The organism is Faecalimonas umbilicata (assembly GCF_004346095.1).
Taxonomy (GTDB): Bacteria; Bacillota; Clostridia; order Lachnospirales; family Lachnospiraceae; genus Faecalimonas; species Faecalimonas umbilicata.
In genome coordinates, this window is sequence record NZ_SLZV01000015.1 from 12,267 (window position 1) to 36,142 (window position 23,876).

The 23,876-nt window shown below is 44.8% G+C and carries 25 protein-coding genes, 1 tRNA gene and 1 other RNA gene; 25 read left to right on the forward strand and 2 right to left on the reverse strand.

All coding sequences use genetic code 11. The annotated features are described in order from the left end of the window. Positions 1 to 16: 16 nt before the first annotated feature. The 19 genes from EDD74_RS07990 to tadA all read left to right on the forward strand — a co-directional run bounded on the left by EDD74_RS07990 (position 17) and on the right by tadA (position 16,658). Complete coding sequence (locus EDD74_RS07990) at positions 17 to 328, forward strand: hypothetical protein (RefSeq protein WP_008976947.1); 312 nt, start codon at positions 17 to 19, stop codon at positions 326 to 328. A 3-nt stretch (positions 329 to 331) separates the two neighbouring features. Then, the gene (locus EDD74_RS07995) at positions 332 to 1,381 is read left to right on the forward strand and encodes a V0D/AC39 family V-type ATPase subunit (protein WP_016441151.1); all 1,050 of its coding nucleotides are present in this window, start codon (positions 332 to 334) and stop codon (positions 1,379 to 1,381) included. Then, entirely contained in the window at positions 1,378 to 3,309 is a 1,932-nt protein-coding gene (locus tag EDD74_RS08000; protein WP_116441565.1) for a V-type ATP synthase subunit I, read from the forward strand. Before EDD74_RS07995 ends, EDD74_RS08000 begins: the two co-directional genes overlap by 4 nt. A 26-nt stretch (positions 3,310 to 3,335) precedes the next feature. Next, positions 3,336 to 3,764 (forward strand): ATP synthase subunit C, encoded by a 429-nt coding sequence (locus EDD74_RS08005; protein ID WP_008976943.1) that lies wholly within the window; start codon positions 3,336 to 3,338, stop codon positions 3,762 to 3,764. A 4-nt stretch (positions 3,765 to 3,768) separates the two neighbouring features. Then, positions 3,769 to 4,077, forward strand: a complete 309-nt coding sequence (locus tag EDD74_RS08010) for a V-type ATP synthase subunit F (RefSeq protein WP_008976942.1) — start codon at positions 3,769 to 3,771, stop codon at positions 4,075 to 4,077. A gap of 19 nt (positions 4,078 to 4,096) precedes the next feature. After that, positions 4,097 to 4,684, forward strand: a complete 588-nt coding sequence (locus EDD74_RS08015) for a V-type ATP synthase subunit E (RefSeq protein WP_008976941.1) — start codon at positions 4,097 to 4,099, stop codon at positions 4,682 to 4,684. Further along, positions 4,677 to 6,443, forward strand: a complete 1,767-nt coding sequence (locus EDD74_RS08020; protein WP_009263293.1) for a V-type ATP synthase subunit A — start codon at positions 4,677 to 4,679, stop codon at positions 6,441 to 6,443. The genes EDD74_RS08015 and EDD74_RS08020 overlap by 8 nt, the downstream gene beginning before the upstream one ends. A 12-nt stretch (positions 6,444 to 6,455) precedes the next feature. Continuing rightward, complete coding sequence (locus EDD74_RS08025; RefSeq protein ID WP_008976939.1) at positions 6,456 to 7,838, forward strand: V-type ATP synthase subunit B; 1,383 nt, start codon at positions 6,456 to 6,458, stop codon at positions 7,836 to 7,838. 50 nt (positions 7,839 to 7,888) lie between these two features. Next, entirely contained in the window at positions 7,889 to 8,503 is a 615-nt protein-coding gene (locus EDD74_RS08030) for a V-type ATP synthase subunit D (RefSeq protein ID WP_008976938.1), read from the forward strand. Positions 8,504 to 8,717: 214 nt separating this feature from the next. Next, positions 8,718 to 9,599, forward strand: coding sequence for a YitT family protein (locus EDD74_RS08035; protein WP_008976937.1), 882 nt, complete (start codon positions 8,718 to 8,720; stop codon positions 9,597 to 9,599). Positions 9,600 to 9,764: 165 nt separating this feature from the next. Beyond that, positions 9,765 to 9,837 (forward strand) — tRNA-Lys (locus EDD74_RS08040). Positions 9,838 to 9,981: 144 nt separating this feature from the next. Further along, positions 9,982 to 10,860, forward strand: a complete 879-nt coding sequence (locus EDD74_RS08045) for a DUF5685 family protein (RefSeq protein ID WP_116441564.1) — start codon at positions 9,982 to 9,984, stop codon at positions 10,858 to 10,860. Beyond that, the gene (locus EDD74_RS08050; RefSeq protein ID WP_008976935.1) at positions 10,857 to 11,507 is read left to right on the forward strand and encodes a J domain-containing protein; all 651 of its coding nucleotides are present in this window, start codon (positions 10,857 to 10,859) and stop codon (positions 11,505 to 11,507) included. The genes EDD74_RS08045 and EDD74_RS08050 overlap by 4 nt, the downstream gene beginning before the upstream one ends. Next, positions 11,498 to 12,034, forward strand: a complete 537-nt coding sequence (locus EDD74_RS08055) for a hypothetical protein (protein ID WP_008976934.1) — start codon at positions 11,498 to 11,500, stop codon at positions 12,032 to 12,034. Before EDD74_RS08050 ends, EDD74_RS08055 begins: the two co-directional genes overlap by 10 nt. Before the next feature lie 129 nt (positions 12,035 to 12,163). Continuing rightward, the gene (locus EDD74_RS08060; protein ID WP_116441606.1) at positions 12,164 to 12,997 is read left to right on the forward strand and encodes a M15 family metallopeptidase; all 834 of its coding nucleotides are present in this window, start codon (positions 12,164 to 12,166) and stop codon (positions 12,995 to 12,997) included. A 268-nt stretch (positions 12,998 to 13,265) separates the two neighbouring features. Then, complete coding sequence (locus tag EDD74_RS08065; protein WP_242990112.1) at positions 13,266 to 13,625, forward strand: hypothetical protein; 360 nt, start codon at positions 13,266 to 13,268, stop codon at positions 13,623 to 13,625. Positions 13,626 to 13,721: 96 nt separating this feature from the next. After that, entirely contained in the window at positions 13,722 to 15,194 is a 1,473-nt protein-coding gene (locus EDD74_RS08070; protein WP_242990110.1) for a nitrite/sulfite reductase, read from the forward strand. 117 nt (positions 15,195 to 15,311) lie between these two features. Then, positions 15,312 to 16,142: a hypothetical protein gene (locus tag EDD74_RS08075; protein WP_116441563.1), complete on the forward strand. Its 831-nt coding sequence runs from the start codon at positions 15,312 to 15,314 to the stop codon at positions 16,140 to 16,142. Positions 16,143 to 16,166: 24 nt separating this feature from the next. Then, entirely contained in the window at positions 16,167 to 16,658 is a 492-nt protein-coding gene (gene tadA, locus EDD74_RS08080; RefSeq protein WP_008976929.1) for a tRNA adenosine(34) deaminase TadA, read from the forward strand. Positions 16,659 to 16,737: 79 nt separating this feature from the next. On the opposite strand, the gene EDD74_RS08085 is transcribed toward tadA, so the two are convergent. Next, positions 16,738 to 18,075 (reverse strand): C1 family peptidase, encoded by a 1,338-nt coding sequence (locus EDD74_RS08085; protein WP_116441562.1) that lies wholly within the window; start codon positions 18,073 to 18,075, stop codon positions 16,738 to 16,740. A 143-nt stretch (positions 18,076 to 18,218) separates the two neighbouring features. Beyond that, positions 18,219 to 18,480: signal recognition particle sRNA large type (gene ffs / locus EDD74_RS08090), an RNA gene on the reverse strand. Positions 18,481 to 18,612: 132 nt separating this feature from the next. Between ffs and EDD74_RS08095 the strand changes: the two genes are divergently transcribed. From EDD74_RS08095 to EDD74_RS08115, 6 genes are read left to right on the forward strand one after another with little or no spacing between them, the layout of a single operon-like run. Next, the gene (locus tag EDD74_RS08095; protein WP_116441561.1) at positions 18,613 to 20,355 is read left to right on the forward strand and encodes a B12-binding domain-containing radical SAM protein; all 1,743 of its coding nucleotides are present in this window, start codon (positions 18,613 to 18,615) and stop codon (positions 20,353 to 20,355) included. Positions 20,356 to 20,414: 59 nt separating this feature from the next. Further along, the gene (locus tag EDD74_RS15075) at positions 20,415 to 20,588 is read left to right on the forward strand and encodes a hypothetical protein (RefSeq protein WP_158547679.1); all 174 of its coding nucleotides are present in this window, start codon (positions 20,415 to 20,417) and stop codon (positions 20,586 to 20,588) included. Positions 20,589 to 20,644: 56 nt separating this feature from the next. After that, complete coding sequence (locus EDD74_RS08100) at positions 20,645 to 21,664, forward strand: AIR synthase-related protein (RefSeq protein ID WP_116441560.1); 1,020 nt, start codon at positions 20,645 to 20,647, stop codon at positions 21,662 to 21,664. After that, positions 21,664 to 22,146: an Lrp/AsnC family transcriptional regulator gene (locus EDD74_RS08105; protein ID WP_008976925.1), complete on the forward strand. Its 483-nt coding sequence runs from the start codon at positions 21,664 to 21,666 to the stop codon at positions 22,144 to 22,146. Before EDD74_RS08100 ends, EDD74_RS08105 begins: the two co-directional genes overlap by 1 nt. Further along, positions 22,146 to 23,318 carry a pyridoxal phosphate-dependent aminotransferase gene (locus EDD74_RS08110; RefSeq protein WP_116441559.1) on the forward strand — a complete coding sequence of 391 codons (1,173 nt, stop codon included), beginning with the start codon at positions 22,146 to 22,148 and terminating at the stop codon, positions 23,316 to 23,318. The genes EDD74_RS08105 and EDD74_RS08110 overlap by 1 nt, the downstream gene beginning before the upstream one ends. Before the next feature lie 14 nt (positions 23,319 to 23,332). Further along, positions 23,333 to 23,830, forward strand: a complete 498-nt coding sequence (locus tag EDD74_RS08115) for a tRNA (cytidine(34)-2'-O)-methyltransferase (RefSeq protein WP_008976923.1) — start codon at positions 23,333 to 23,335, stop codon at positions 23,828 to 23,830. Positions 23,831 to 23,876: the final 46 nt, after the last annotated feature.

Genomic DNA, 23,876 nt, shown 5'->3' on the forward strand with positions numbered 1-23,876 from the left:
GAAAGGGAGGCAGAGTATGGATTCGATTATTAGTAAACTGTCAGAAGTAGAATCTGCAGCAGAGTTGATCGTGCAGCATGCAGAGGAACAGAAGCAGATACTTGATGAGCAGATGAAGGAAAAAACGGACAAGTTTGACCGGGAACTCGCTGCGGATACAGAAAAGAAACTAAGTGAAATACGTGCCGGTATGCAGGGCAGCATGGACTCCGAGCTGGAACGGCTCAGAGAAGAAAGTGCAAAAACGATCAATGCATACAAGAGAGAATATGAGTTGGAGCATGAGCGGTATGCGCAGGAGATTATAAAACGTATAACTGAGGTATAAGACATGGGAAATTTGCTTGTATATAGTGGGATCACTACAAAGATACGTGCTATGAGATCGAGACTCTTGTCTGAGAAAGATTTTGAGGAAATATCAGCGCTCCACAATGTACCAGAAGTAGTCGCTTATTTGAAGAAACACTCGGCATATGCAGATGATTTTGCCCAGATTGATGAGAACAAACTTCACCGCGGAGACGTAGAGAAGATATTAGTTCAGTCACTCTATGATGATTATTCAAGACTGTACCGTTTTTCGGGAATAGAAGTACGGAAGTTTTTGAAACTATATCTGAAGAGGTATGAAGTCGATCTGATCAATTATTGTCTGCGGATTATTTTTAATCATTATGAACAGCCGTTTGATTTGAATTATAAGCGAACTTTTTTTGACAGATATTCACAGATTTCTATTGAAAAACTGATTACTTCCAGAACGATTGAGGAGTTCGTGGACAATTTGCAAGGAACTGAGTATTATGAACCGCTCAGAAAGCTTAGAGATTCCAATGCGTCCACACTGTTTGATTATGATCTGGCACTGGATCTGTATTACTACACAACGCTGTGGAAGGAGAAGAAAAAGGTCTTAAAGAAAAGTGAATTAGAGATCTTTACAAGAGATATTGGTTCTAAGATCGACCTTCTGAATCTTCAGTGGATCTACCGCGCAAAGAAATATTTTAAGATGCAGCCGGCAGATATTTATTCGATGATCATCCCGATTCATTTCAAGATTCATCGGGATACGATGAAAGAGCTGGTGGAGACTGCTTCGGTGGAGGAGTTCATCGCGCATGTTGCCAGCACATATTATGTGAAAAGATATGATTTCGATGATCATCATACGATAGAAAGAGTCTATTTTGAATGTATCCAACGGTTATATACGGTGGATGAAAGACGGAATCCATATTCCATTGCTTCAATTAACACATACCTTTTCTTAAAAGAAGAGGAGATTAAGCGATTGACCAGTACATTAGAATGTATCCGTTATGGATTGACGCCGAAAGAAACATTAGATTATACAGGGGGTGTTATACAGAAATGATAGTAAAGATGAAGTTCATAAGTATTACAGGACCGAAAAATGACATCGACCGTGTAACTGACCAGTATCTTTCCAAATATGAGATTCAACTGGAAAATGCGCTTTCTGAGTTGAAAACTACAGAGAATCTTCAGCCGTTTGTGGAGATCAATCCATACCGGGAAGCATTGGAAAAGGCGAAACAGCTCGCCTTGTATGTCAAGGATCAGAAGCCGGAAGATACACCGGAACTTTCCATTGAGGAGATATTCCACACAGTGCGCGATGCGAATCATGATTATATGGAACTGCGTGCAAAGGAAAATGACTGGAAGGTAGAGCGGGAGATGTTAAGAGAACGTCTGCTTGCACTTGCACCGTTCCGTCCGTTGAATTTTAACCTGCACAATGTTCTTCAGTTCCGCTATATTAAGTTTCGGTTCGGAAGGGTTCCGGTGGATTATTACCATCGCCTTGAAAAATATGTGTACAGTGACATGGATGCATTGTTCATTGAAGGCGGGAAAGATGACAGCTATGTATACGGAGTGTATTTTGTAGCGAATAAGGCAGCCGACAAGACCGATTCGATCTTCCAGTCGCTGCATTTTGAACGGATTTATCTGCCGGATGAATATCAGGGAAATACAGAGGAAGCCTACCAGAAGCTGGAGCGAGAGATTGAGGAGATCACAGCAAAAATCAATGGGATTGATGACGAGATCAAGCTGACGCTGTCAAAGAAGGCCGGACGTCTTTTGGAGGCGAGAAACCGGCTTGAGATGCTCTGTGAGAACTTCGATGTCCGAAAGGTTGCTGCTTGTGTAGAAGATCAGCATGAGGACTTTTACATTTTGTGTGGCTGGATGGCGGAAAAAGACGTGGAATCTCTTCTGAAAGAAGTGAAAAATGATCCGAATATTTTTATTTTTGTAGAGGAGGATAATTCTGGATACTTCGGAGCGCCTCCAACTAAGCTTGAGAATCCAAAGCTGTTTAAGCCGTTTGAGATGTTTATCAAGATGTATGGACTGCCGGCACACAATGAGATGGACCCGACGATCTTTGTGGCACTGACTTATACATTTATCTTCGGTGCGATGTTCGGAGATGTAGGACAGGGTCTCTGTCTGTTCCTTGGAGGAGCAATCCTTTATAAGTGGAAGAAACTGAACCTTGCGGGAATTGTATCTGTCGCTGGACTGTTTTCTACATTTTTTGGCTGGATGTTCGGAAGTATTTTCGGATTTGAAGATATTATCGAGGCAAAATGGTTAAGGCCAATCTCCCATATGACGAATCTTCCATTTATTGGAAAGCTGAATACAGTATTTATTGTCGCAGTTGCATTTGGTATGGGAATTATCCTGTTATCGATGGTGTTCCACATTATCAATGCCCTCAGGGCACACGATGCGGAAAACGCATGGTTTGATGCGAACGGACTTGCCGGACTTGTATTTTACGGTTCTGTGACAGCGGTTCTTGTGTTGTTTATGACAGGGCATAAGACACCGGCAGGAATCGTGATGGCAGTGATGTTTGGAGTGCCTTTGATTCTGATGGTATTGAAAGAGCCTCTGGCAAAGAAAATTGAAAAGAGCACTGAGAAGATGACAGAAGGAAAAGTGATGTTCTTTGTGCAAGGATTTTTCGAATTATTTGAAACATTACTGAGTTATTTCTCAAACACATTATCGTTTGTTCGTATCGGGGCATTTGCTGTCAGCCATGCGGCGATGATGGAAGTGGTCCTGATGCTTGCAGGCGCTGAGGCCGGGACACCGAACTGGCTGATCGTTGTACTCGGTAACCTGTTCGTATGCGGTATGGAAGGGCTGATCGTAGGGATCCAGGTACTCCGTCTTGAGTATTATGAGATGTTCAGTCGTTTCTACAAAGGAAATGGACGAGAATTTAAACCATACAAAATCATTAAGAAACAATAGGAAAATTTCATTAGGAGGCTATTATTATGACATTAGCAACAAAATTAATTCTGATCGCAACTTTAGTATTAAGTATCATTCTTCCATTCGGATATTATCTGATCGGAGAGAAAAACAAGAAGCGTTATAAAAGAGCAATCGGAACAAACGCATTCTTCTATTTTGGAGCATTTCTTGTGGCATCGATCATGATGTTCGGAGGAAATGTACAGGCTGCAGAAGCTGCTACTTCTGCTTCTATCGCAACAGGTCTTGGATATATCGCTGCCGCTCTTGTTACCGGTTTATCATGTATCGGTGGTGGTATCGCCGTTGCCAGTGCTGCTAGTGCTGCTCTTGGAGCAATCAGTGAAGATTCTAGCGTACTTGGTAAATCATTGATCTTCGTAGGTCTTGCAGAAGGTGTCTGCCTGTATGGTCTGATCATCTCCTTCATGATCTTAGGTAAATTATAAGCCGATGAAGATGTATTTGATCAGTGATAATGTAGATACCTACACAGGGATGCGTCTTGCGGGTGTAGACGGAGTCGTCGTGCATGAGCGCGGCGAACTCTATGAGGCGCTTCAGAATGTCATCAAAGATAAGGAAGTAGGAATTGTCCTTCTGACCGAAAAATTCGGACGGGAATTTCCGGAGATCATTGATGATATTAAATTGAAGAGAAAGATGCCTCTGCTCGTGGAGATCCCTGACAGGCACGGAACCGGCCGTAAGAAGGACTTTATCACATCCTATGTAAATGAAGCCATCGGGCTGAAACTATAATGAAACAGAGGGCGATGACATGACTTTAGAAGAAAAAATTGAAAACTTGCAGGCAGCTTCGATGGAAGAGGCGAGAGCCCAGGGAAATGCAATCATCCAGAATCACAAAGAAGCGCTGGAAAAACTTTATAACGAGCATACAGAGACTGCACTCAGACAGGCAGAACTGAAGCTGAAGGCAGAGACGGCAAATGCAAAGCATGAGGTCAACAAAGCCATGGCAAAATCCCAGATTGATCTGAAGCGTGAGCAGGGAAAATGCCAGACAGAGTTAAAGAACAGACTGTTCCGCAGAGTGCATGTTCTTGTAGATGAATACATGCAGACAGAAGCGTACACAGAACTTCTGTCTTCTTATATCCACAAAGCAATGGCATTTGCCGGCGGGGAACAGGTGACGATTTATATTAATCCGACAGATGAAGATAAAAAAGCAGAATTAGAAGAGCGCACGGGAGCTTCCTTGACCGTCAGCAGAGAAGACTTTATCGGAGGGATCCGGGCAGTCATCCATGCGAAGAACATTCTGATCGATCACTCCTTTAAGGCGTCCCTTGCAGAAGAATACGAGAAATTCTTGTTTTTAGGAGGGAAAGAAAATGCTTAGAACGGGAAAGATTTACGGGATCAATGGTCCGGTTGTTTACCTGAAAGGAAACACGGGATTTAAGATGTCGGAAATGGTATATGTTGGGAAGGAAAGACTTGTCGGGGAAGTGATCGCCCTTGATAAAGAACGGACAACGATCCAGGTGTTTGAGGAGACGACAGGGCTTCGGCCGGGTGAAACGGTTGAGGCGAGTGGAGATGCGATCTCTGTCACACTGGCACCAGGAATCCTGAACAACATTTTTGACGGAATTGAAAGACCGTTGGAGCGTATCGCTGAAAACTCCGGTGCATATATCAGCAGGGGTGTCAGCGTAGACTCACTTGATAAGACAAAAAAATGGAGCACACATATGACGGTTTCTGTCGGGGACGAGGTTCACGGCGGACACATTATCGCGGAAGTTCCGGAGACGGCGGCGATCGTGCACAAATGTATGGTTCCTCCAAATATCAGCGGAATGATCACAAAGGTAGTGCCAGATGGAGAATACACGATCGATGAGCCACTTGTGACGGTGGAATTGGAGAGCGGAAAGACGATCGACCTTACGATGACACAGAAATGGCCGATTCGTGTGCCGAGACCGACACATCACAGATTTCCGGCATCCAAGCCGCTTGTGACCGGACAGCGTATTCTGGATACGATGTTCCCAATCGCGAAGGGCGGAACAGCCTGTGTGCCTGGTGGATTTGGTACTGGAAAGACAATGACACAGCATCAGATCGCAAAATGGTCGGATGCCGACATTATCATTTATATCGGATGTGGAGAGCGTGGAAACGAGATGACACAGGTATTGGAAGAGTTTACTCAGCTTGTAGATCCGAAATCAGGAAATCCGTTGATGGATCGAACAACATTGATCGCCAATACATCCAACATGCCGGTGGCTGCCCGTGAGGCGAGTCTTTACGCAGGTCTGACACTTGCAGAGTACTACCGTGATATGGGATATGATGTCGCGATCATGGCAGATTCCACTTCTCGTTGGGCGGAGGCGCTTCGTGAGTTGTCAGGACGTCTGGAGGAGATGCCGGCAGAAGAAGGATTCCCGGCTTATCTTGCATCAAGACTTTCTGCATTCTACGAGCGTGCCGGAATGATGCACAATTTAAATGGAACAGATGGGTCTGTATCGATCATCGGTGCGGTATCTCCACAGGGTGGAGATTTCTCTGAGCCGGTCACACAGAATACAAAGAGATTTGTCCGCTGCTTCTGGGGACTGGATAAGAGTCTTGCATACTCCAGACATTTTCCGGCGATCCACTGGCTGACAAGTTACAGTGAGTATCTGATGGATCTTGCACCGTGGTATGCAAAACATGTCTCAGATAAATTTATTGATTACCGGAATCAGATGATGGCACTTCTCAATCAGGAGAGCAGTCTGATGGAAATCGTAAAACTGATCGGAAGCGATGTGCTTCCAGATGATCAGAAGCTGGTACTGGAGATCGCAAAAGTGATCCGTCTTGGATTTTTACAGCAGAATGCATTTCATGCAGATGATACATGTGTCTCTCTGGAGAAACAGTTCAAGATGATGGAGGTCATCCTTCACTTATATGATAAATCAAAGGCATTGATCACGATGGGAATGCCAATCTCGGTATTGAAAGAGGAAGACATCTTTGAGCGTGTCATTGCGATCAAGTATGATGTCCCGAATGATAAACTGGAAATGTTTGATGACTATATGAAAGCCATCGATCAATTTTATGACCGTATTATGGAAAAGAACGCATAAGGAGGCTGTGTCATGGCAATAGAATATTTAGGACTGAGTAATATCAACGGCCCTCTTATCGTACTTGAGGGCGTAGAAAATGCTTTCTATGAAGAAATCGTAGAGTTTGTTGTAGAGGGCAATCAGAAAAAGATCGGACGTATTGTCGAGATCTACGAAGACAAAGCGGTGATCCAGGTGTTTGAGGGGACAGAAAATATGTCCCTGACTAATACGCATACAAAGCTGACTGGACATCCGATGGAAGTTGCATTGTCACCGGATATGCTGGGACGTACATTTAACGGTATCGGAGAACCGATCGATGATCTCGGACCGATCACTTCCACACTCCGCAGAAATATCAACGGACTTCCGTTAAATCCGGTAAAGAGAGAATATCCGCGTAACTACATTCGCACAGGAATCTCCGCGATTGACGGACTCACCACACTGATCCGCGGACAGAAGCTGCCGATTTTCTCCGGAAATGGACTTCCGCATGACCAGCTGGCGGCACAGATTGTAAAACAAGCGTCTCTGGGAGATGATTCGGATGAACAGTTTGCGATTGTATTTGCAGCGATGGGTGTGAAACATGATGTTGCAGAATTTTTCCGCAGAACATTTGAAGAGAGCGGGGTTGCCGATCACGTTGCGATGTTCTTGAATCTCGCAAATGATCCGGTAGTAGAACGTCTGATCACACCGAAGGTAGCATTGACTGTGGCAGAGTATCTTGCATTTGAGAAGAACATGCACATTCTTGTTATTCTCACAGACATGACATCTTTTGCGGAGGCGATGCGAGAAGTATCTTCCTCCAAAGGAGAGATTCCAAGTAGAAAGGGATTCCCAGGATATTTATACAGCGAACTGGCAACAATCTATGAGCGCGCCGGAATCGTGGAAGGTGTCAACGGTTCTGTGACACAGCTCCCGATTCTGACAATGCCAAACGATGATATTACGCATCCGATCCCAGACCTTACAGGATACATTACCGAGGGGCAGATTGTTCTTGATCGAAACCTTCATGGACAGTCTGTCTATCCGCCGATCAATATCCTCCCATCTCTTTCCCGTCTGATGAAGGATGGTATCGGAAAAGGATATACGAGGGAGGATCATCAGGATCTTGCAAATCAGCTGTTCTCTTCTTATGCAAAAGTAGGAGAGGCGAGAAACCTTGCATCGGTTATCGGTGAAGATGAACTTTCGCCGATTGATAAAAAATATCTCGAATTCGGTAAGGAATTTGAGGCAAGATATATCGGACAGGGTATGGAAGAAAACCGGACGATCGAGGAGACACTGGATCTTGGATGGGAACTGCTTCGCATGCTTCCAAGAGAAGAGCTTGACCGAATTGACACGAAGATTCTGGAACGCTTCTACGAGAAGAAGGAAGCATAAAAAAAGAAAGAGAAGAAGATTAGAATATCTGGAAAGGAGCCGAGTGTGTTATGGATCCACGTACATTTCCCACAAAAGGAAATCTGATTCTTGCAAAAAATTCTCTGGCACTTGCGAATCAGGGATATGAGCTGATGGACAAGAAACGAAATATTCTGATCCGTGAGCTGATGGATCTGATTGATCAGGCAAAAGAGATTCAGGAGAAAATTGATTCGACATTCACATATGCTTATAAATGTCTGCAGCGTGCGAACATCGAACATGGGATCAATCTCGTATCTCAGATTGCCTACACCGTTCCAATTGAAAAATCAATCCGGATCAAAAGCCGAAGTATTATGGGAACAGAAATTCCATTGGTCACTTATACGCCGGAGATGGAGGCGCCGACTTATTCTTTCAGTACGACAAAAGAATCCATTGATGTGGCGCGTGAGGCCTTTAAGCAGGTAAAAGATCTGACGATCAAATTGTCGATGGTAGAGAATGCTGCGTACCGCCTTGCGGGAAATATTAAGAAGACACAGAAACGTGCCAATGCATTAAAAAATATCACAATACCGACTTATACAGCGCTTGTGTATTCTATTTCCAATGCGCTGGAGGAAAAGGAGAGGGAAGAATTTACCCGTCTGAAAGTGATTAAGCGGATGAAAGAGTAGGATCGTTTCCGAAAATAATTTTGGGAAGTCCGATTTCGTTCTTGAATATTTGAATTGAAAATGATAGAGTATACTTTAGAAAAGCAGAAGAAGGTATACTGTCATGAGAAGAGTCGGAAAAGTCAGAAGTGAATATAGAGAAAAGAAGCAGGTCGGGAAGGCTTGCTTCTTTTCACTTTATCCGGCTAAATGATTAAAGAGAAGGAGTGGGACCATGAAAGAGGCGACAAAAGCAGAGTTAAAAGAAGTCTTCAGCTTAAAAAGAATTATGTGGGTGCTGATCGGAAATACGATCTATTCTTGCGGAATTGCCGCATTTGTATTGCCGAATGACTTGATCACAGGAGGAACAACAGGAATTGCGTTGATACTGGAACATTATTTCGGTCTGCCGATCGGATTGTCTGTTGCAATTTTTAATATAGTAATGTTTATCCTGGCAATCTTGATTCTCGGGAAATCATTTGCGCTCACAGCGCTGATCAGTACGTTTTATTTTCCGTGGATCTTATCGCAGTTTCAAAAAGTACAGTTTATTCAAAATATGACGGATGATTTTCTGCTCGGAAGTATTTTTGCAGGACTGATGCTGGGACTTGGAGTTGGGCTTGTCATCAGAGCCGGCGCTTCCACCGGAGGTATGGACATCCCACCGCTGATCTTAAATAAGAAATTCGGACTTCCGGTATCTATTGGGCTCTATGTATTTGATTTTACAATTTTGATCATTCAGATGTCCTTCAGAGACAAAGAGCGGATCTTATACGGAATTTTACTTGTTCTGATTTATTCAACACTGGTAGATAAAGTGCTTCTTATGGGTAAGACACAAATGCAGGTGAAGATCATCAGCGATCATTACGAAGAGATCAATAAAGTGATCCAGGAGAAACTGGACAGAGGTTCTACCTTCTTCAAGACGGAGTCTGGATATCTCAGAAAAGATTCTTTTGCAATCATGACGGTCGTATCGTCAAGAGAATTGCCGAAGCTGAACGAACTTGTGCTTGAGATTGATAAGCAGGCATTTATTGTGATCAATCAGGTCAATGAAGTCATGGGACGAGGATTTACACTGCATAAGCAGGCAGAGTAATTGTCTGAGAAATAGTTTGCGGACGGTCGGAGATTATACGGAAGAAATGTGATCTCCGACCACGCAAAAAATTTGAAAAATTTTAAAAAATTACTTGCATTCTCTAAAAAACTGTTATATAATATCACTTGTGTTAAGGAAACACAAAAACAAAATAAAGAAAATGCGCGATTAGCTCAGTTGGTAGAGCACCTGACTCTTAATCAGGGTGTCCAGGGTTCGAACCCCTGATCGCGCAGTCAGGAAGCACTGTTTTTGCAATCTTTGAATTGTGGGGGCGGTGCTTCTTTTCGATATTTTTCATAGATTTTTAAGAAATTTCTCAACATTTTAGAATGCAGTTATGATATAATGCTGAACAGTGGAGTGAAAGGAGACAGAAATGTTCGGATATGTGACGGCATATAAGCCGGAGATGAAGATGAAAGATTTTTATAAATATAAGGCATACTACTGTGGACTGTGTCATGTGCTGGAAGAACGACATGGACTCAGAGGTCAGGTTACACTCACATATGATATGACATTTCTTGTGACGCTGCTCACTTCCTTGTATGAGCCGGAGACGGTTCATGAGAAGCATCGGTGTATGGTGCATCCGCTAAAAGAGCATGACATGCTTTTCAATGAGATTACAGAATATGCAGCGGATATGAACATTGTGCTGACGTATTACCATTTTCTAGATGACTGGAAGGATGAGAAGAGCAAGACGGCGCTTGTAGGACTTCATACTTACCGGAAATTGTACCGGCAGGTAGAAGAGAAGTATCCGGAGAAATGCAGAGTGATCCGGAAATGCCTTGCAAAGCTTCAGAATTATGAGAAGGCGGGCGAGACGGATATCGATGCGGTTTCAGGCTGTTTTGGGAAATTGATGGGAGAACTTTTCTTATTTCGAAAAGATGTCTGGTCGAAGAATCTCTGGAAGATGGGGTTTTATCTTGGGAAATTTATTTATATTTTAGATGCCTATGACGACTTGGAGAAAGACCGGGCGCAGGGCAGTTATAATCCGCTTTTGCAGATGGCAGACGAAGAAGGATATGAGGAGAGATGCAGGCAGATGCTCACGATGATCCTTGCAGAGTGCAGCAACTGTTTTGAAATGTTGCCATGTGTGGAAAACATAGATATTCTGCGAAATATTCTGTACGTTGGCGTCTGGAATAAGTTTGAGGAAAAGTCTGCGGCCGAGGACACGGCAGGAAAGAGTAGATTAGAGGAAGAAATAAAAGGAGAAGACAGAGGAGAATTATGATTACAGATCCATACAGTGTGCTGGGAGTGCCGTCGAGCGCTTCCGATGATGAAGTAAAGAAAGCGTACAGAGAATTGATCCGGAAGTATCATCCGGATTCCTATGTGAACAATCCGCTTTCTGATCTGGCGGAGGAGAAGTTTAAAGAAGTGCAGGAAGCTTATGACCAGATTATGAAGCAGAGGGAGAATGGAGGATATTCTGGAGGCTATGCGGGAAATTATTCCGGAGGGTATTCTGGAGGATATTCTAGTGGTCAATCTTATTCTTCCGGCAGTGAGGATGATGTGAAGATGCAGGCGGCATGCAATTATATCAATGCAAGACATTACCGGGAAGCTTTAAATGTACTGTCAAGCATGTCGAATCAGAATGCGCGCTGGTATTATTGTAGTGCGATTGCCAACTATGGTGTGGGAAATAATCTTGTGGCAATGGAGCATGCGCAGCGTGCAGCATCGATGGAGCCGGGCAATCCGGAATATACAAATCTGGTCAATCAGTTCCAGTGGAGGGGACAGCGTTATCAGAACACCGGATATGGTTATGGCAGACCGACATTTGGAACTGGAAATATGTGTTGTGATCTGTGGTGTGCGGATCAGATGTGTGAATGTATGGGAGGCGATCTTTGCTCATGCATGTAAATGCAAGAAAAATAGCATTGTCAGGAGTACTGGCTGCATTTGCAGTCGTGCTGATCGTGCTGGGGAGCATATTTGAAACAAGTACCCTGTTTCTGCTGGCGGCAGCGGCATTTTGTGTTGGAATAGTGGTCAGAGAGTGGGGGATTGCTTACGGCGCAGCATTTCTTACGGCATGTACTCTGCTTGGTGTGATCGTTTCTCCGCAGAAGATGTACTGTGTGACGTTTGCGGCAATGGGAATCTATCTTCTGCTGGCGGAGGCCGGATGGGAAGCGCTTGCGAAAGCAGAACGCATTCAGAAGAAAAAGATAATTTTGTGGGTGTGGAAATATCTCGTATTTAATAGTATGTTTCTTCCGGCATTGTATTTTTTTCCATCCTTATTGGTTGCCAAGAAGATGACGAAGACGTTGTTTTTCGTTATGGCAGCAGCGGGACAGGCCGGTATTTTTATTTTTGACAGAGCATACATTTATTTTCAGGCAGAAGTATGGGGCAGGCTTAGAGGAAAGGTAATGAAACAGTAAGGGAAGCCGGTGAGGAGCTTTGTTTACAGAAGTTCCCATGAAAAGTTTTCGGCACGATTCTTTAAAAAAACGAAAAAACATGGTATAATAAAAATGTTACAGGAAAATCAGCAGGAAAAGGAAAAAATTATGTGGATAGATGATGAAGCACTGGCGAGGAAGGACAGGAATCAGAAGCGCAAGTTTGAAATGCTGAAGAAGATTGCGATTACTCTCGCAGGGATCGCACTTGTGGCAGGGCTCGTAGCAGGAGGAGCTGTCGGTATTTTCGTTGGAAAGAGGACAGAAGCAAAAGCAGTTGATGCCAAAGTTGCGAAGGCAGTCAAAGAAAGTGAAGCCAAAGCGGCAAAGCAGAGTTCGGATAAGGAAGAGAAGAACGCTGTCGATGAAGAGAAGAAAAAAGAGTGGAATTTGACATTGGTGAATAATACACATCCGCTGGATGAAAATTATCAACCGGAACTTGCAGAAGTGGAGAATGGTTATACATTTGATGCAAGAGCAGCAGAGTCGCTCAAGGAGATGCTTGCAGCGGCCAGAGAAGCGGGACTTAGTCCTCAGATTTGCTCGGCATATCGTACGATCGAGGAGCAGAAGGCAATCTATAATCAGACGATGCAGGAGTGGATCGATCAGGGAATGACCTATCTGGAGGCATTTGAGGAGACAGGAAAGTCGGTGGCATACCCGGGAACGAGTGAACATGAGCTGGGACTTGCTGCGGATATTGTATCTTCTTCTTACGGGATGCTGGATGAAGCTCAGGCAGACACCGAAGAGGCAAAATGGCTGGAAGAGAACTGCTATAAGTATGGATTTATTTTAAGATATCCACCGGATAAGATTTCGGAGACAGGGATCATCTATGAATCGTGGCATTACCGGTATGTCGGAAAAGAAGATGCAAAGAAGATTATGGACAGTGGTGTGACACTGGAAGAATACCTGGGAGAAACTTATTAAGAATCGTTCCCAAGGGGAAATGTCTGCAATGGCAGAGAGAAAAAATTCGCATGCAGACAGAAAATGGGCAGTAAAAATAGGCATAGAAACTTGTATAGGCAGGCAGTATAAGGGGAAACTACACTTATACTGCTGCTTTTTTTGAAGAGGAAGTCATAAAGAATTTACGTTCTGTTCTCTTTACCTTTTTTCTATTGTCTGATAAAATAGAACCCAAAGAATTGGCGATAGATTTCATATCCTTAAATTTTTTAGAAAAGAAGCGAGTGTGAACAAAGTGAAAATAGAGGTAATCGATACGCAAAAAGAAGACCGGACGGAAAACCTGCAAAAGAAGCTCAGCGGTAAGACGATGTTGGAGAGGAGATATGAGCAGGAATTGATGAAGGTGAAAGCGGCGGCAGACGCAGAACTGGAAGACCGTGACAAAGGAGAAGTAAACCCGTATACAGGCAGAGAATATGATACAAATACAGTCCGGGTACACGCAGATAAGATTGGATATGTGCAGGTGTATGACCGCAGTATCCATGGGTGGGAGACTATGACGGAATGGGCATTTCTTGGGAAGGAAGAACAGAAGAAAGTGACGATGGGGGATGCCTATGAACCACCAGTATTCGTGTAATCCGGCAAGAGAAGAGGAAAAGGAGCAAATATGGAAAGTTACAAAGAGTTTTAAAAAAGTGAAGTACAAGAATTTAGAAAAGCAGGACACAGATTTTTGGAGAAGGAGATCAGCAAGGCAGAATTTAAAGGTATTTCGGGTGGGATGGGTGTATATGCGCAGCAGGATCAGAAGTCCTTTATGATCCGTCTGCGGACACCGTCGGGATTGATTTCCAAGGAACACTTAAATCTGATTCTTTCTTATGTGCACAAGTATGGTCTGGAGAAAGTACATTTGACGACGAGACAGGCAGTGCAGCTTCATGATCTGGATATTGACAGTGTATGCGATATTATGGAAGATGGGATCGATCATGATCTGTTTACAAGAGGAGGCGGCGGTAATTTTCCGCGGAATGTCTCCTTGTCTCCGCTTGCGGGAGTGGAAAAAGCAGAGGAATTTGATGTGACACCGTATGCGCTGCAGGTTGGAAACTATTTCCTTGGAAATGCTCCTTCATACAAGCTTCCGAGAAAATTGAAGGTGGCATTCTCTTCGGATGAGAAAGATACGGCGGCTGCTTCTATCAATGATATGGGATTTATGGCAGTGTCTGAGAAGGGGATTCCGATGTTCCGCATGTGGCTTGCCGGTGGGATGGGACAAGGTCCGGCAGTAGCAGTTACTTACCCGTCACTGGTCCGTCCACAGGAAGTGCTGTATTACGTTGAGGCGATGATCCAGCTGTTCATTGCAGAAGGGGATTATGAGAATAAGGCGAAGGCACGTACGCGTTTTATTCCGAGAAGAATGGGGACAGAGGCGTTCTTAGAATGTTTTGAGAAACATCTGGAAGAAGTGAAAAAAACACATCAGTTCGAGGAGATTGCGCCGGTTGTGGCAGAAGGAATGTCTTCTTGTGAAGACTTGAATGGTACTTGCATCGCACAGCGTCAGGAAGGTCTTTATACAGTGATCCTTCACCCGGTATGTGGTCAGCTTGCCGCGCAGGATCTTGAGAAGATCGCAGCATTTGTGGAGCGAGTGGAAGCGGCTCAGATTAGATTGAGCATGGAAGAAGAAATGTATGTCCGCAACTTGACACGGGAGCAGGCGGAAGAGCTTCAGGCGATGATGGCGCATATGATGCAGACACCGGTTGCACGTACACTGAGTTGTGTCGGAACTCCATCTTGCCAAATGGGAATTTTGCAGAGCCAGAAGCTTTGCAGGGGAATCCTTGCGGCAGTGAAAGAAGCCGGACTTTGCGAAAGCCGGCTGCCAATGATTCAGATCAGTGGATGTCCGAACAGCTGTGCAAGGCATCAGGTGGCAGAGATTGGATTTGCGGGAAGAAAAGTAAAAGTCGGAGATCGGTCGGAAGATGCGTTCCAGCTTTTCGTAGGAGGTTCTGTTTCCGGAGCAGATACACATATGGGAGAACTTCAGGGAGTAATGCTTGCAAGTGAGATTCCACAATACATTGTAGAATTAGGAAAGCTTTTGGAGCAGGAAGAGAAGAGTGTGACAGAGATCGCAGAGTGTGAGTGCTTTAAAGAACTGACAGAGAAATTTTTAGTTTCATAGAAGGACAGAGCGTGTTTGAAGGTACAGAGGAGCTGAAGTTCAGACACGCTCTGGTTCTTTTTTCCCTGGCTTGTGCATAGATTAAGAAAAAGACAAGTTGAGGGATGTTGCGGAAATATGGGACAGCAAATCTGTTATTTATATGAATATAAAGAATCTGTACCAGTGAGAAATGTTGGCTTTATCCGGGCAGAGCAGAAAAGAGACGGAGCTGTTTTTAGCATCAGTGCGAAAGGAATCGTGGAACATGCAAATGAGAAATTGGAGATTTTTGGATTTTGCATGAAACATGGCAGTTGTGAAATAGTCTCTCTTGGGGAGCTTCCGATCGTGCATGGGAGTGTATCGCAGATGGTGGAGACAGAGGAACGGCTGGATGGTCTGGATGGGATTTTGATCAAGTGTGAAGAGAAGGTTCTCTACGCGGCGGTATGGCAGCCGGTAAAAGTAAATTTTACCGGATGCGTCAGAAGAGAAAGCCAAAAAGAAGAGATAGCAGAAAAGTCAAGTGAAGAAAAGGACGCAGAGGCGGAAGAAAGCTTTGCGGAAGAAAGTGTGCTGGAACAGGAGATTGATCCGGAGCAGTGTGCGTGTGCAGGGGGACAGACAGACGATGAGGAGTGCGGTGGAAAGGAACGCCTGCAATGCAGGAAAATTCGGAGAAATGATCTGGGGGAACTTGCGCGCGGAGAGTGGAAGCTGGCGAACAACAGTTTTTTGCTGCATGGTTACTACAATTATCATCATCTGCTTCTGATCGAGGAGGGGGATGACTGCATACTTGGTGTGCCGGGGATTTATCACCGGAGAGAGCGGCAGGCGGCAGAGTGCTTTGGTTTTTTGGAATTTCGGGAAGCAGAAGGATTGCCGGTCACACTTTCTGAGCAAGAGCGAAATGATTATGAGAGATTTGGATATTGGTGCAGAAAAGTAGAAAAAGGACAGTAGAAAGAGAGCAGAGGAAACAGGAAGATGAATCAGGATGAAAAGTACATGAAAGAGGCAATTCGGCAGGCGAAGAAGGCATATGCGCTGAAAGAAGTGCCTATTGGCTGTGTGATCGTATATCAGGATAAAATTATTGCAAGAGGATATAACCGGAGGACGATTGACAAGAATACGCTTGCCCACGCGGAGCTGATCGCAATCAGGAAGGCGAGCAGGAAGATGGATGACTGGAGGCTGGAGGATTGTACTATGTATGTTACGTTGGAGCCATGTCAGATGTGTTCGGGAGCAATCGTGCAGTCGAGGATGAAGAAAGTTGTTGTCGGATGTATGAATCCAAAAGCGGGATGTGCAGGGTCGATTTTTAATCTGCTGCAAGTGCCGCAGTTCAATCATCAAGTAGAACTGGAGATTGGAGTGTTGGAGGAGGAGTGCAGTCAGTTGATGAAATCTTTCTTTCGGGAGCTGAGAGAAGAAAAGGCAAGAAAGAAAGCGGAGGAAAACTCCGTGGAATAAGAGGGCGATTTGTGGAAAAGAAAGCAAAAAAACAGAAGGTACGTGGATAACTTTCCAGTGCCTTCTGTTTTTTTAAAAATTATAATGCGAGTGAGCCCATTGGATCCCAAGGTTCGAGGAGGATCGGTTCAGATTCATATTCTTTGACAAATTGTTCCGGAAGGTATTTTTTATGGACAACAACCTGGTACATATATTCGTCAAACCATGCATCACTCATGACGTAGTAGCCTTTCTTACCGGATTTTTCTCCCCAACTGTTCTCGACACGCCAGCGATCTGGGTTTCCGTTCTCGTCTAGATTCACACCCATAAATGTCATTGCGTGTGTCATAAGGCTCTCATGATAGTCCAGACGCTCGGCTTTTGTCATATGGTAGGTGGTACCGAGAAGCTCTTCCGTCTGATAGAGGTCAAGATCCATCACACCGTTCTCGCCGCAGGAATATTTTCCGACATCACAGCCGAACCATACCGGGGAACCGTCCTGCATCTGTGCGATTGCGGCTTTCTTTAACTCTTCAATTTCCAGATTTAGGTAGCGAACCGGGCGTCCTTCTTTGACATTTCCAAGATATTTGACGCTGTAGCTGCGGTGGTATGGTTTGTCGCTGGTTGGAGCGTTGATCAGGCTAATATAGTCATCGAGATTCAGACCGATGTATTTTTCGTAAAATTGCTGCGGGGTGATCTGTGCATCGCGATGGAAGTTCTTATCTTTGTCGCGCACTTCAAAATCGAATGTCTTCGGAGGTTCACCGAGACAGATGCAGAGGATGCGGTAGATTTCATTCATCATAGATTCTTTCTGCATGCGAAGTTCATCGATAGAAGCCCCGGATTCGTCCGCTTTGCGGAGGGTGCAGGCAAATTCACGAAGTTTTTTTGTCAGATATCCTGCCATTTCGCGTGTCGCAGAAGAGCAGGCTGTCTCCGGCATCGCATCCTTCGGGACGAGACCGTATTTGTGGATAATGCTGCACAACATATCCCATTGACCACCGTCTCCGAGCGGGTCTGTAAGAAGGTGGGAGATCAGTCTTCCATTTACAGGTTCCTTAAGTGTGTCAAGAATGCTTTCTAAGAAATAATTTGCTTTCTCAAGTTTGTCGTAGAATAAAGTATAATTCTGTGACAGCTCAAATGTCTCGAGATTCAGTTTTTTCATGACTTCAAAGCGGAATGTGTTGAGTGCGGCGAACATCCAGCAGCGTCCACTCTGCATCTGATTGGTAATCTCTCCTTGTTCAAGGGAGATGGAAAATTCGTGTCTTGTGCTGCGGGCTGCCTCGCTGTTTCTGGATGATTTTAAGAGTCCATTTACAGTGACGGCATTTTTCGCAACAGTGTGAAGTGTGTTTGCGCGGAAATCATTCTGAAATGCTTCCAGTGTTTCTTTTGTGAGTGATTCCTTCATTTGATAACCTTCTTTCTGCTCATTCGTTGTGTTAAAGATTTTGTCTATCTGTATTTTACCACCGGAGAAATCTAGTGTAAATGAGGAAATAAAAAAACGGTGAGCATCTGAAAGACACTCACCGCAAGTAAGTTCATATTTTTTCGTGCGTTACACTTCGAACTTACCTCCCGAACGTTACCTCGGTAGTTAACTCAGCCCAGGCACCCTTACGGCACCCGGAGGTCTCTGCTTAGTGCTGCTTCGTTCCCGACCTGACACGGTTCACAGAGTTCCGTCGCGTAAGACCCAAGCCTCAACGCCACTTTCCGAGGGCAGCTTCACAAGCATAAGCCCTCCGTGTAACATCACCCCCACTATAGCGGATTGTGGGTACAAGGTACCGCTAACACCCCGGCTGCACGAGTCTATATTTTACCTTGTTTATGTGAAAATGTCAACTGGGAATTGCGAAAAAGTACAATATATAGTAAAATAAAACAATATTTCAGGCGCAGATTTGCCGCAAGGTACAGTTGGCGCAGAAAAGAGGCGTATATGAACATTTTATTAACAGCGATCAATGCGAAATACATCCATTCCAATCTGGCCGTGTACAGTCTTCGGGCGTATGTGCCGGAATATCGGGAAGAGATACAAATTGCGGAGTATACGATCAACCAGCAGGTAGATAATATTTTGATGGATCTGTATCGGAAGAAACCGGATATTCTTTGCTTTTCCTGTTATATCTGGAATCTGGATTATGTAGAGCAGCTTGTGAGGGAGGCAGGAAAGATTCTTCCGGGAGTGCCAATCTGGATCGGAGGCCCCGAAGTATCTTATGACAGTCCGGCAGTTCTTCAGAGACTTCCGGAAGTATTCGGAGTGATGAAGGGAGAAGGGGAAGAGACGTTCCGGGAGTTGGTACATTATTATATGGAAGGTGGAAGTCTGGAGAAGATTGACGGGATCACTTACCGGGGAGAAAAAGGGCAGATTCTGGAGAATCCATGGCGCCCGGTAATGGATCTGAGCAAAGTCCCATTTGTCTACCATGACATGAAAGATTTTCAGAATAAGATCGTTTACTATGAGACAAGCAGAGGATGTCCATTTTCCTGTAGTTACTGCCTTTCTTCAGTAGACAAGTGCCTGCGTTTCCGTGATTTAGAGCTCGTGAAGAAGGAATTACAGTTTTTCCTTGATGAAAAAGTGCCGCAGGTGAAATTTGTAGACCGGACGTTTAACTGTAAGCACGGACATGCGATGGAGATTTGGAGATATTTGATTGAGCATGACAATGGGATTACGAATTTTCATTTTGAAGTGTCGGCTGATCTCCTGAATGAGGAGGAACTTTCTTTGATCAGTCAGATGCGACCGGGACTGATCCAGCTGGAGATCGGCGTACAGTCTACCAATGCGAGGACGATCCGGGAGATCCGCCGGACGATGAAGTTTGAAGAGGTGGCACGCATCGTCAGACAGATCAATGCTTACGGAAATGTCCATCAGCATTTGGATCTGATCGCGGGGCTTCCGTATGAAGATTACGAGAGCTTCCGAAGCTCTTTCAACGATGTCTATGCGCTTGCACCGGAACAGTTACAGTTAGGTTTTCTGAAAGTACTGAAAGGCTCCTATATGGAGGAACAGAAGGAACAGTATGGGCTTGTGTATAAGAGCAGACCACCGTATGAAGTGCTTTACACAAAGTGGCTTCCTTACAGCGATGTGCTTCGCCTGAAGAGGGTGGAAGAGATGGTAGAAGTTTACTATAACAGCAGACAGTTTTCGTACACACTTGGGGCGCTTGAAAAGGCATTTCCGGATTCCTTTTCAATGTATGAGCAGTTGGGCGCATATTATGATGAAGAGGGACAGACCTTTTTAAGTCACGCGAGGGTGACACGGTATGAGATTCTGTATGCATTTGCGAAGAGGATAGATCCGGAGAGGGAAGAATTGTATCGGGAACTGCTTATTTTTGATTTTTATCTCAGGGAAAATGCAAAAAGCCGACCGGCATTTGCAGGAGAAGAGACGGTGAAAAAAGAAGAGCAGCAGCAATTTTATGATGAAGAAGCAAAAGCACATAAGTATCTTGTCGGATATGAAAAATGGGACAAACGACAGTTGCGGAAGATGACACATATCGAACGGTTTGGCTATCGAGTGACCGAAGATGCTGCCAGAGGAGAGACGGTACTTTTATTTGATTATCAGAATCGGAATCCACTGAACTATGAGGCGCGTGTGGTAGAAGTTTGTGAGATGGAAGAAGAAACAGTATTTTAGAAAAAGATTCGGGAAAATCCGCTTTTGGTTTCTTGCAAAAGAGGAAGAAACGGTATAGAATGAAGAAATATCTTCCGGCAGGAAGGGAAGAAATGTGCAAGAGTAGTTGGTGGAAGAAAGGAAGAAGAACAATGAATTTTTATAATAAGAAATTTCGAAAGATTGCATCGGTGATCATTATCGTAATTATTGTAGCAATGATTCTGACCGGAGTTGTGCCATATTTGTTCTAATCATATAGGAGCAGAGAACAGATGATGGGCAGAACAAAAGAAAGGACTGGGAAAGCATGAAAATAGGGAATGTGTCAGGAACTGTGCTGAAGCGTTCTATTTTAAAACAATTACATACTGTCAGAGATGAGTCGATGTTTGAACCGGCTTCTGAGGAAATGTGTGCGGGGATCCGCGTAAAAGAGTCGGCTCCGGTGATTTTTTCCGGGACTTCCGTGTATGGAAGTGCGAAAAGTATCGGCATATTTGCGATGGCGCGAGCGGTAAATGATATTGCTGCCCGAGGTGCAGATCCAATCGGTGTGGATGTGCAGATCCAGCTTCCGCCTTATGCATACGAATCCAGATTGAAGGCGATGGTAGAATGGATGGAGCAGGCGGCAGAGAGGCAGAATCTTCAGATCCTCTGTGCCAAGGCAGAAGTGAGTCCCGCCATCTGCGAGGCGATTGTGCATGTCAATGCAGTTGGAACGGCGGAAGAAGAGATTCCTCAAAAGATGGTAGCAGAAGCAGGGCAGGATATTGTGCTTGCAGGATGGATCGGGCTTGAGGGAATGCTGCGGGTTGCAGGCAGGAAAGAAGAAGAGCTGGCGAAGAGATTTGTTCCGGCATTTTTGAATCGAATCAAAGGGATGGAGCAGGAATTGTTTGCGCTGGAACAGATCTGGACTGCCAGAGAGCATGGCGCTTCGGCAATCTATCAGATCGGTCCGGGAGGAATTCTGGCGACACTGTGGGAAGCAGCCGAGGCAGCTGATGTAGGGCTGGAAGCAGATATGAAGAAGATGTCTATTCAGCAGGAAACAGTAGAAATCTGCGAATATTTCCGCTTGAATCCGTATCAGATGACGTCAGTGGGAAGTCTTCTGATCTTTACACAGAATGGAGAGGCGCTTGTGCAGAAACTTCAGGAGGCAGGAAAGCAGGCAGCGGTCATAGGACATGCGACGAACCGGAAGGAGCGCGTGTTGTCTGGGGGAAGCGAGCGGCGTTTTCTGGACAGACCTCAGCCGGATGAGCTTGCAAGGATCTATGAGTCATTTATCGAACAGGACAGGAAAGAAGGGAAAGTATAATGAGAAGAGAGATTTTAAAATATCTTGAAAGGAACAGCAAAATAAATCTGCAGGAGTTAGCAGTACTGCTCGGCTCAGATGAGGTGATGATTGCAAATGAGATCGCGCAGATGGAGAAAGAGAAGATCATCTGTGGCTACCATACGCTGATCGACTGGGAGAAGACCGGTGAGGAGCAGGTGGTTGCTTTGATCGAGGTAAAAGTGACACCACAGAGAAATCAGGGATTTGACAGGATTGCAGAGAGAATTTACAACTATCCGGAAGTCAATGCGGTGTATCTGATCTCGGGGGGATATGATTTTCTGATCACACTGAAGGCAAGGACTTTAAAAGAAGTGTCTGAATTTGTGTCAGGAAAACTGGCGCCGCTGGATGCCGTGCTGAGCACAGCGACCCATTTCGTATTGAAGAAGTACAAAGATCATGGAGCAGTACTTGTGGCAAAGACAGAATCAGAAAGGATGTTGGTGACACCGTAATGAGGAATCCGTTAGCAAAAAAAGTAGTAGAAATAGAGCCTTCGGGAATCCGTAAGTTTTTTGATGTCGTCAATGAGATGAAAGATGCCATTTCTCTTGGAGTTGGGGAGCCGGATTTTGACACACCTTGGCGGATCCGGGAGGAAGGAATTTATTCTCTGGAAAAGGGAAGGACATTTTATACATCAAACTCTGGGCTGAAGGAATTAAAAGAAGAAATCTGTAATTATATTCAGAGAAAAACATCTGTCATATACGATCCAAAGTCAGAGGTAGTCGTGACAGTCGGCGGGAGCGAGGGAATTGATATCGCAATGCGTGCAATGCTCGATCCAGGTGATGAAGTGCTGATCCCACAGCCAAGTTATGTATCGTATCTTCCGTGTGCGGTACTTGCAGGCGGTGTGCCGGTTGTGATCCCTCTTCAAAATAAAAATGAGTTTAAGTTGACAAGAGAGGAGTTGGAGGCGGCAATAACACCTCGCACAAAGATTCTTGTCCTGCCATTTCCAAATAATCCAACGGGGTCGATCATGACAAGGGAGGATCTGGAACCGATCGCGGAAGTAGTAAAAGAGCATGATCTGTTTGTGATTTCGGATGAAATTTACTCAGAATTGAGCTACCAGGGAGAGCACGTATCGATCGCAGAGTTTCCGGGGCTTCGGGAGCGGACGATCATGATCAATGGATTTTCCAAAGGGTTTGCGATGACAGGGTGGCGGCTTGGGTATGCGTGTGGTCCGGCGGAGATTATTGAGCAGATGATTAAGATCCATCAGTTTGCGATTATGTGTGCGCCGACAAACAGCCAGTATGCAGCGATCGAAGGACTTAGAAACTGTCAGCCGGAAGTTGATGAGATGCGGGAAGCTTACAATCAGAGAAGAAGATTTCTCATGCATGAGTTCAGAAGGATCGGGCTGAAATGTTTTGAGCCGTACGGAGCATTTTATGTGTTCCCGGATGTTTCCGAGTTTGGAATGACATCAGAAGAATTCGCCACGAGATTTCTCGAGGAAGAGCGGGTGGCAGTTGTGCCGGGGACTGCCTTCGGGGCAAGTGGAGAAGGGTTTATCCGTATTTCTTACGCATATTCTCTGGAAGATCTGAAGGTGGCGCTTGGAAGGCTGGAAAGATTTATTGAACGTCTGAGGGAGCAAAAGAGATAAAGGAGGCAGAAGAAATGTTAAATATCGTGTTATTTGAGCCGGAGATCCCGGCGAATACAGGAAACATCGGGAGGACGTGTGTGGCAACAAACACACGCCTGCATCTGATCGAACCGCTTGGATTTCGACTAAATGAAAAAGCAATCAAACGGGCCGGTATGGATTACTGGGATCAGCTGGATGTGACAACCTATATTGATTACAATGATTTTCTGGAGAAAAATCCGGGGGCAAAGATCTATATGGCGACGACAAAGGCGCCAAATGTCTATACGGATGTAAAGTATGAGCCGGATTGTTATATCATGTTCGGGAAGGAGAGCGCAGGGATCCCGGAGGAGATTTTAGTCCACCATAAAGAAGACAGTATCCGTATTCCGATGGTAGGGGATATCCGCTCACTGAACCTTGGAAATTCTGTGGCAATCGTACTTTATGAGGCACTTCGTCAGAATCAGTTCGCAGGAATGAATTTAGAGGGGCATTTACACCGGTTAGAATGGGATATATAATCATAGGAAGATTCACTAAAATTATAGACAGAATTAATAAAGAAAC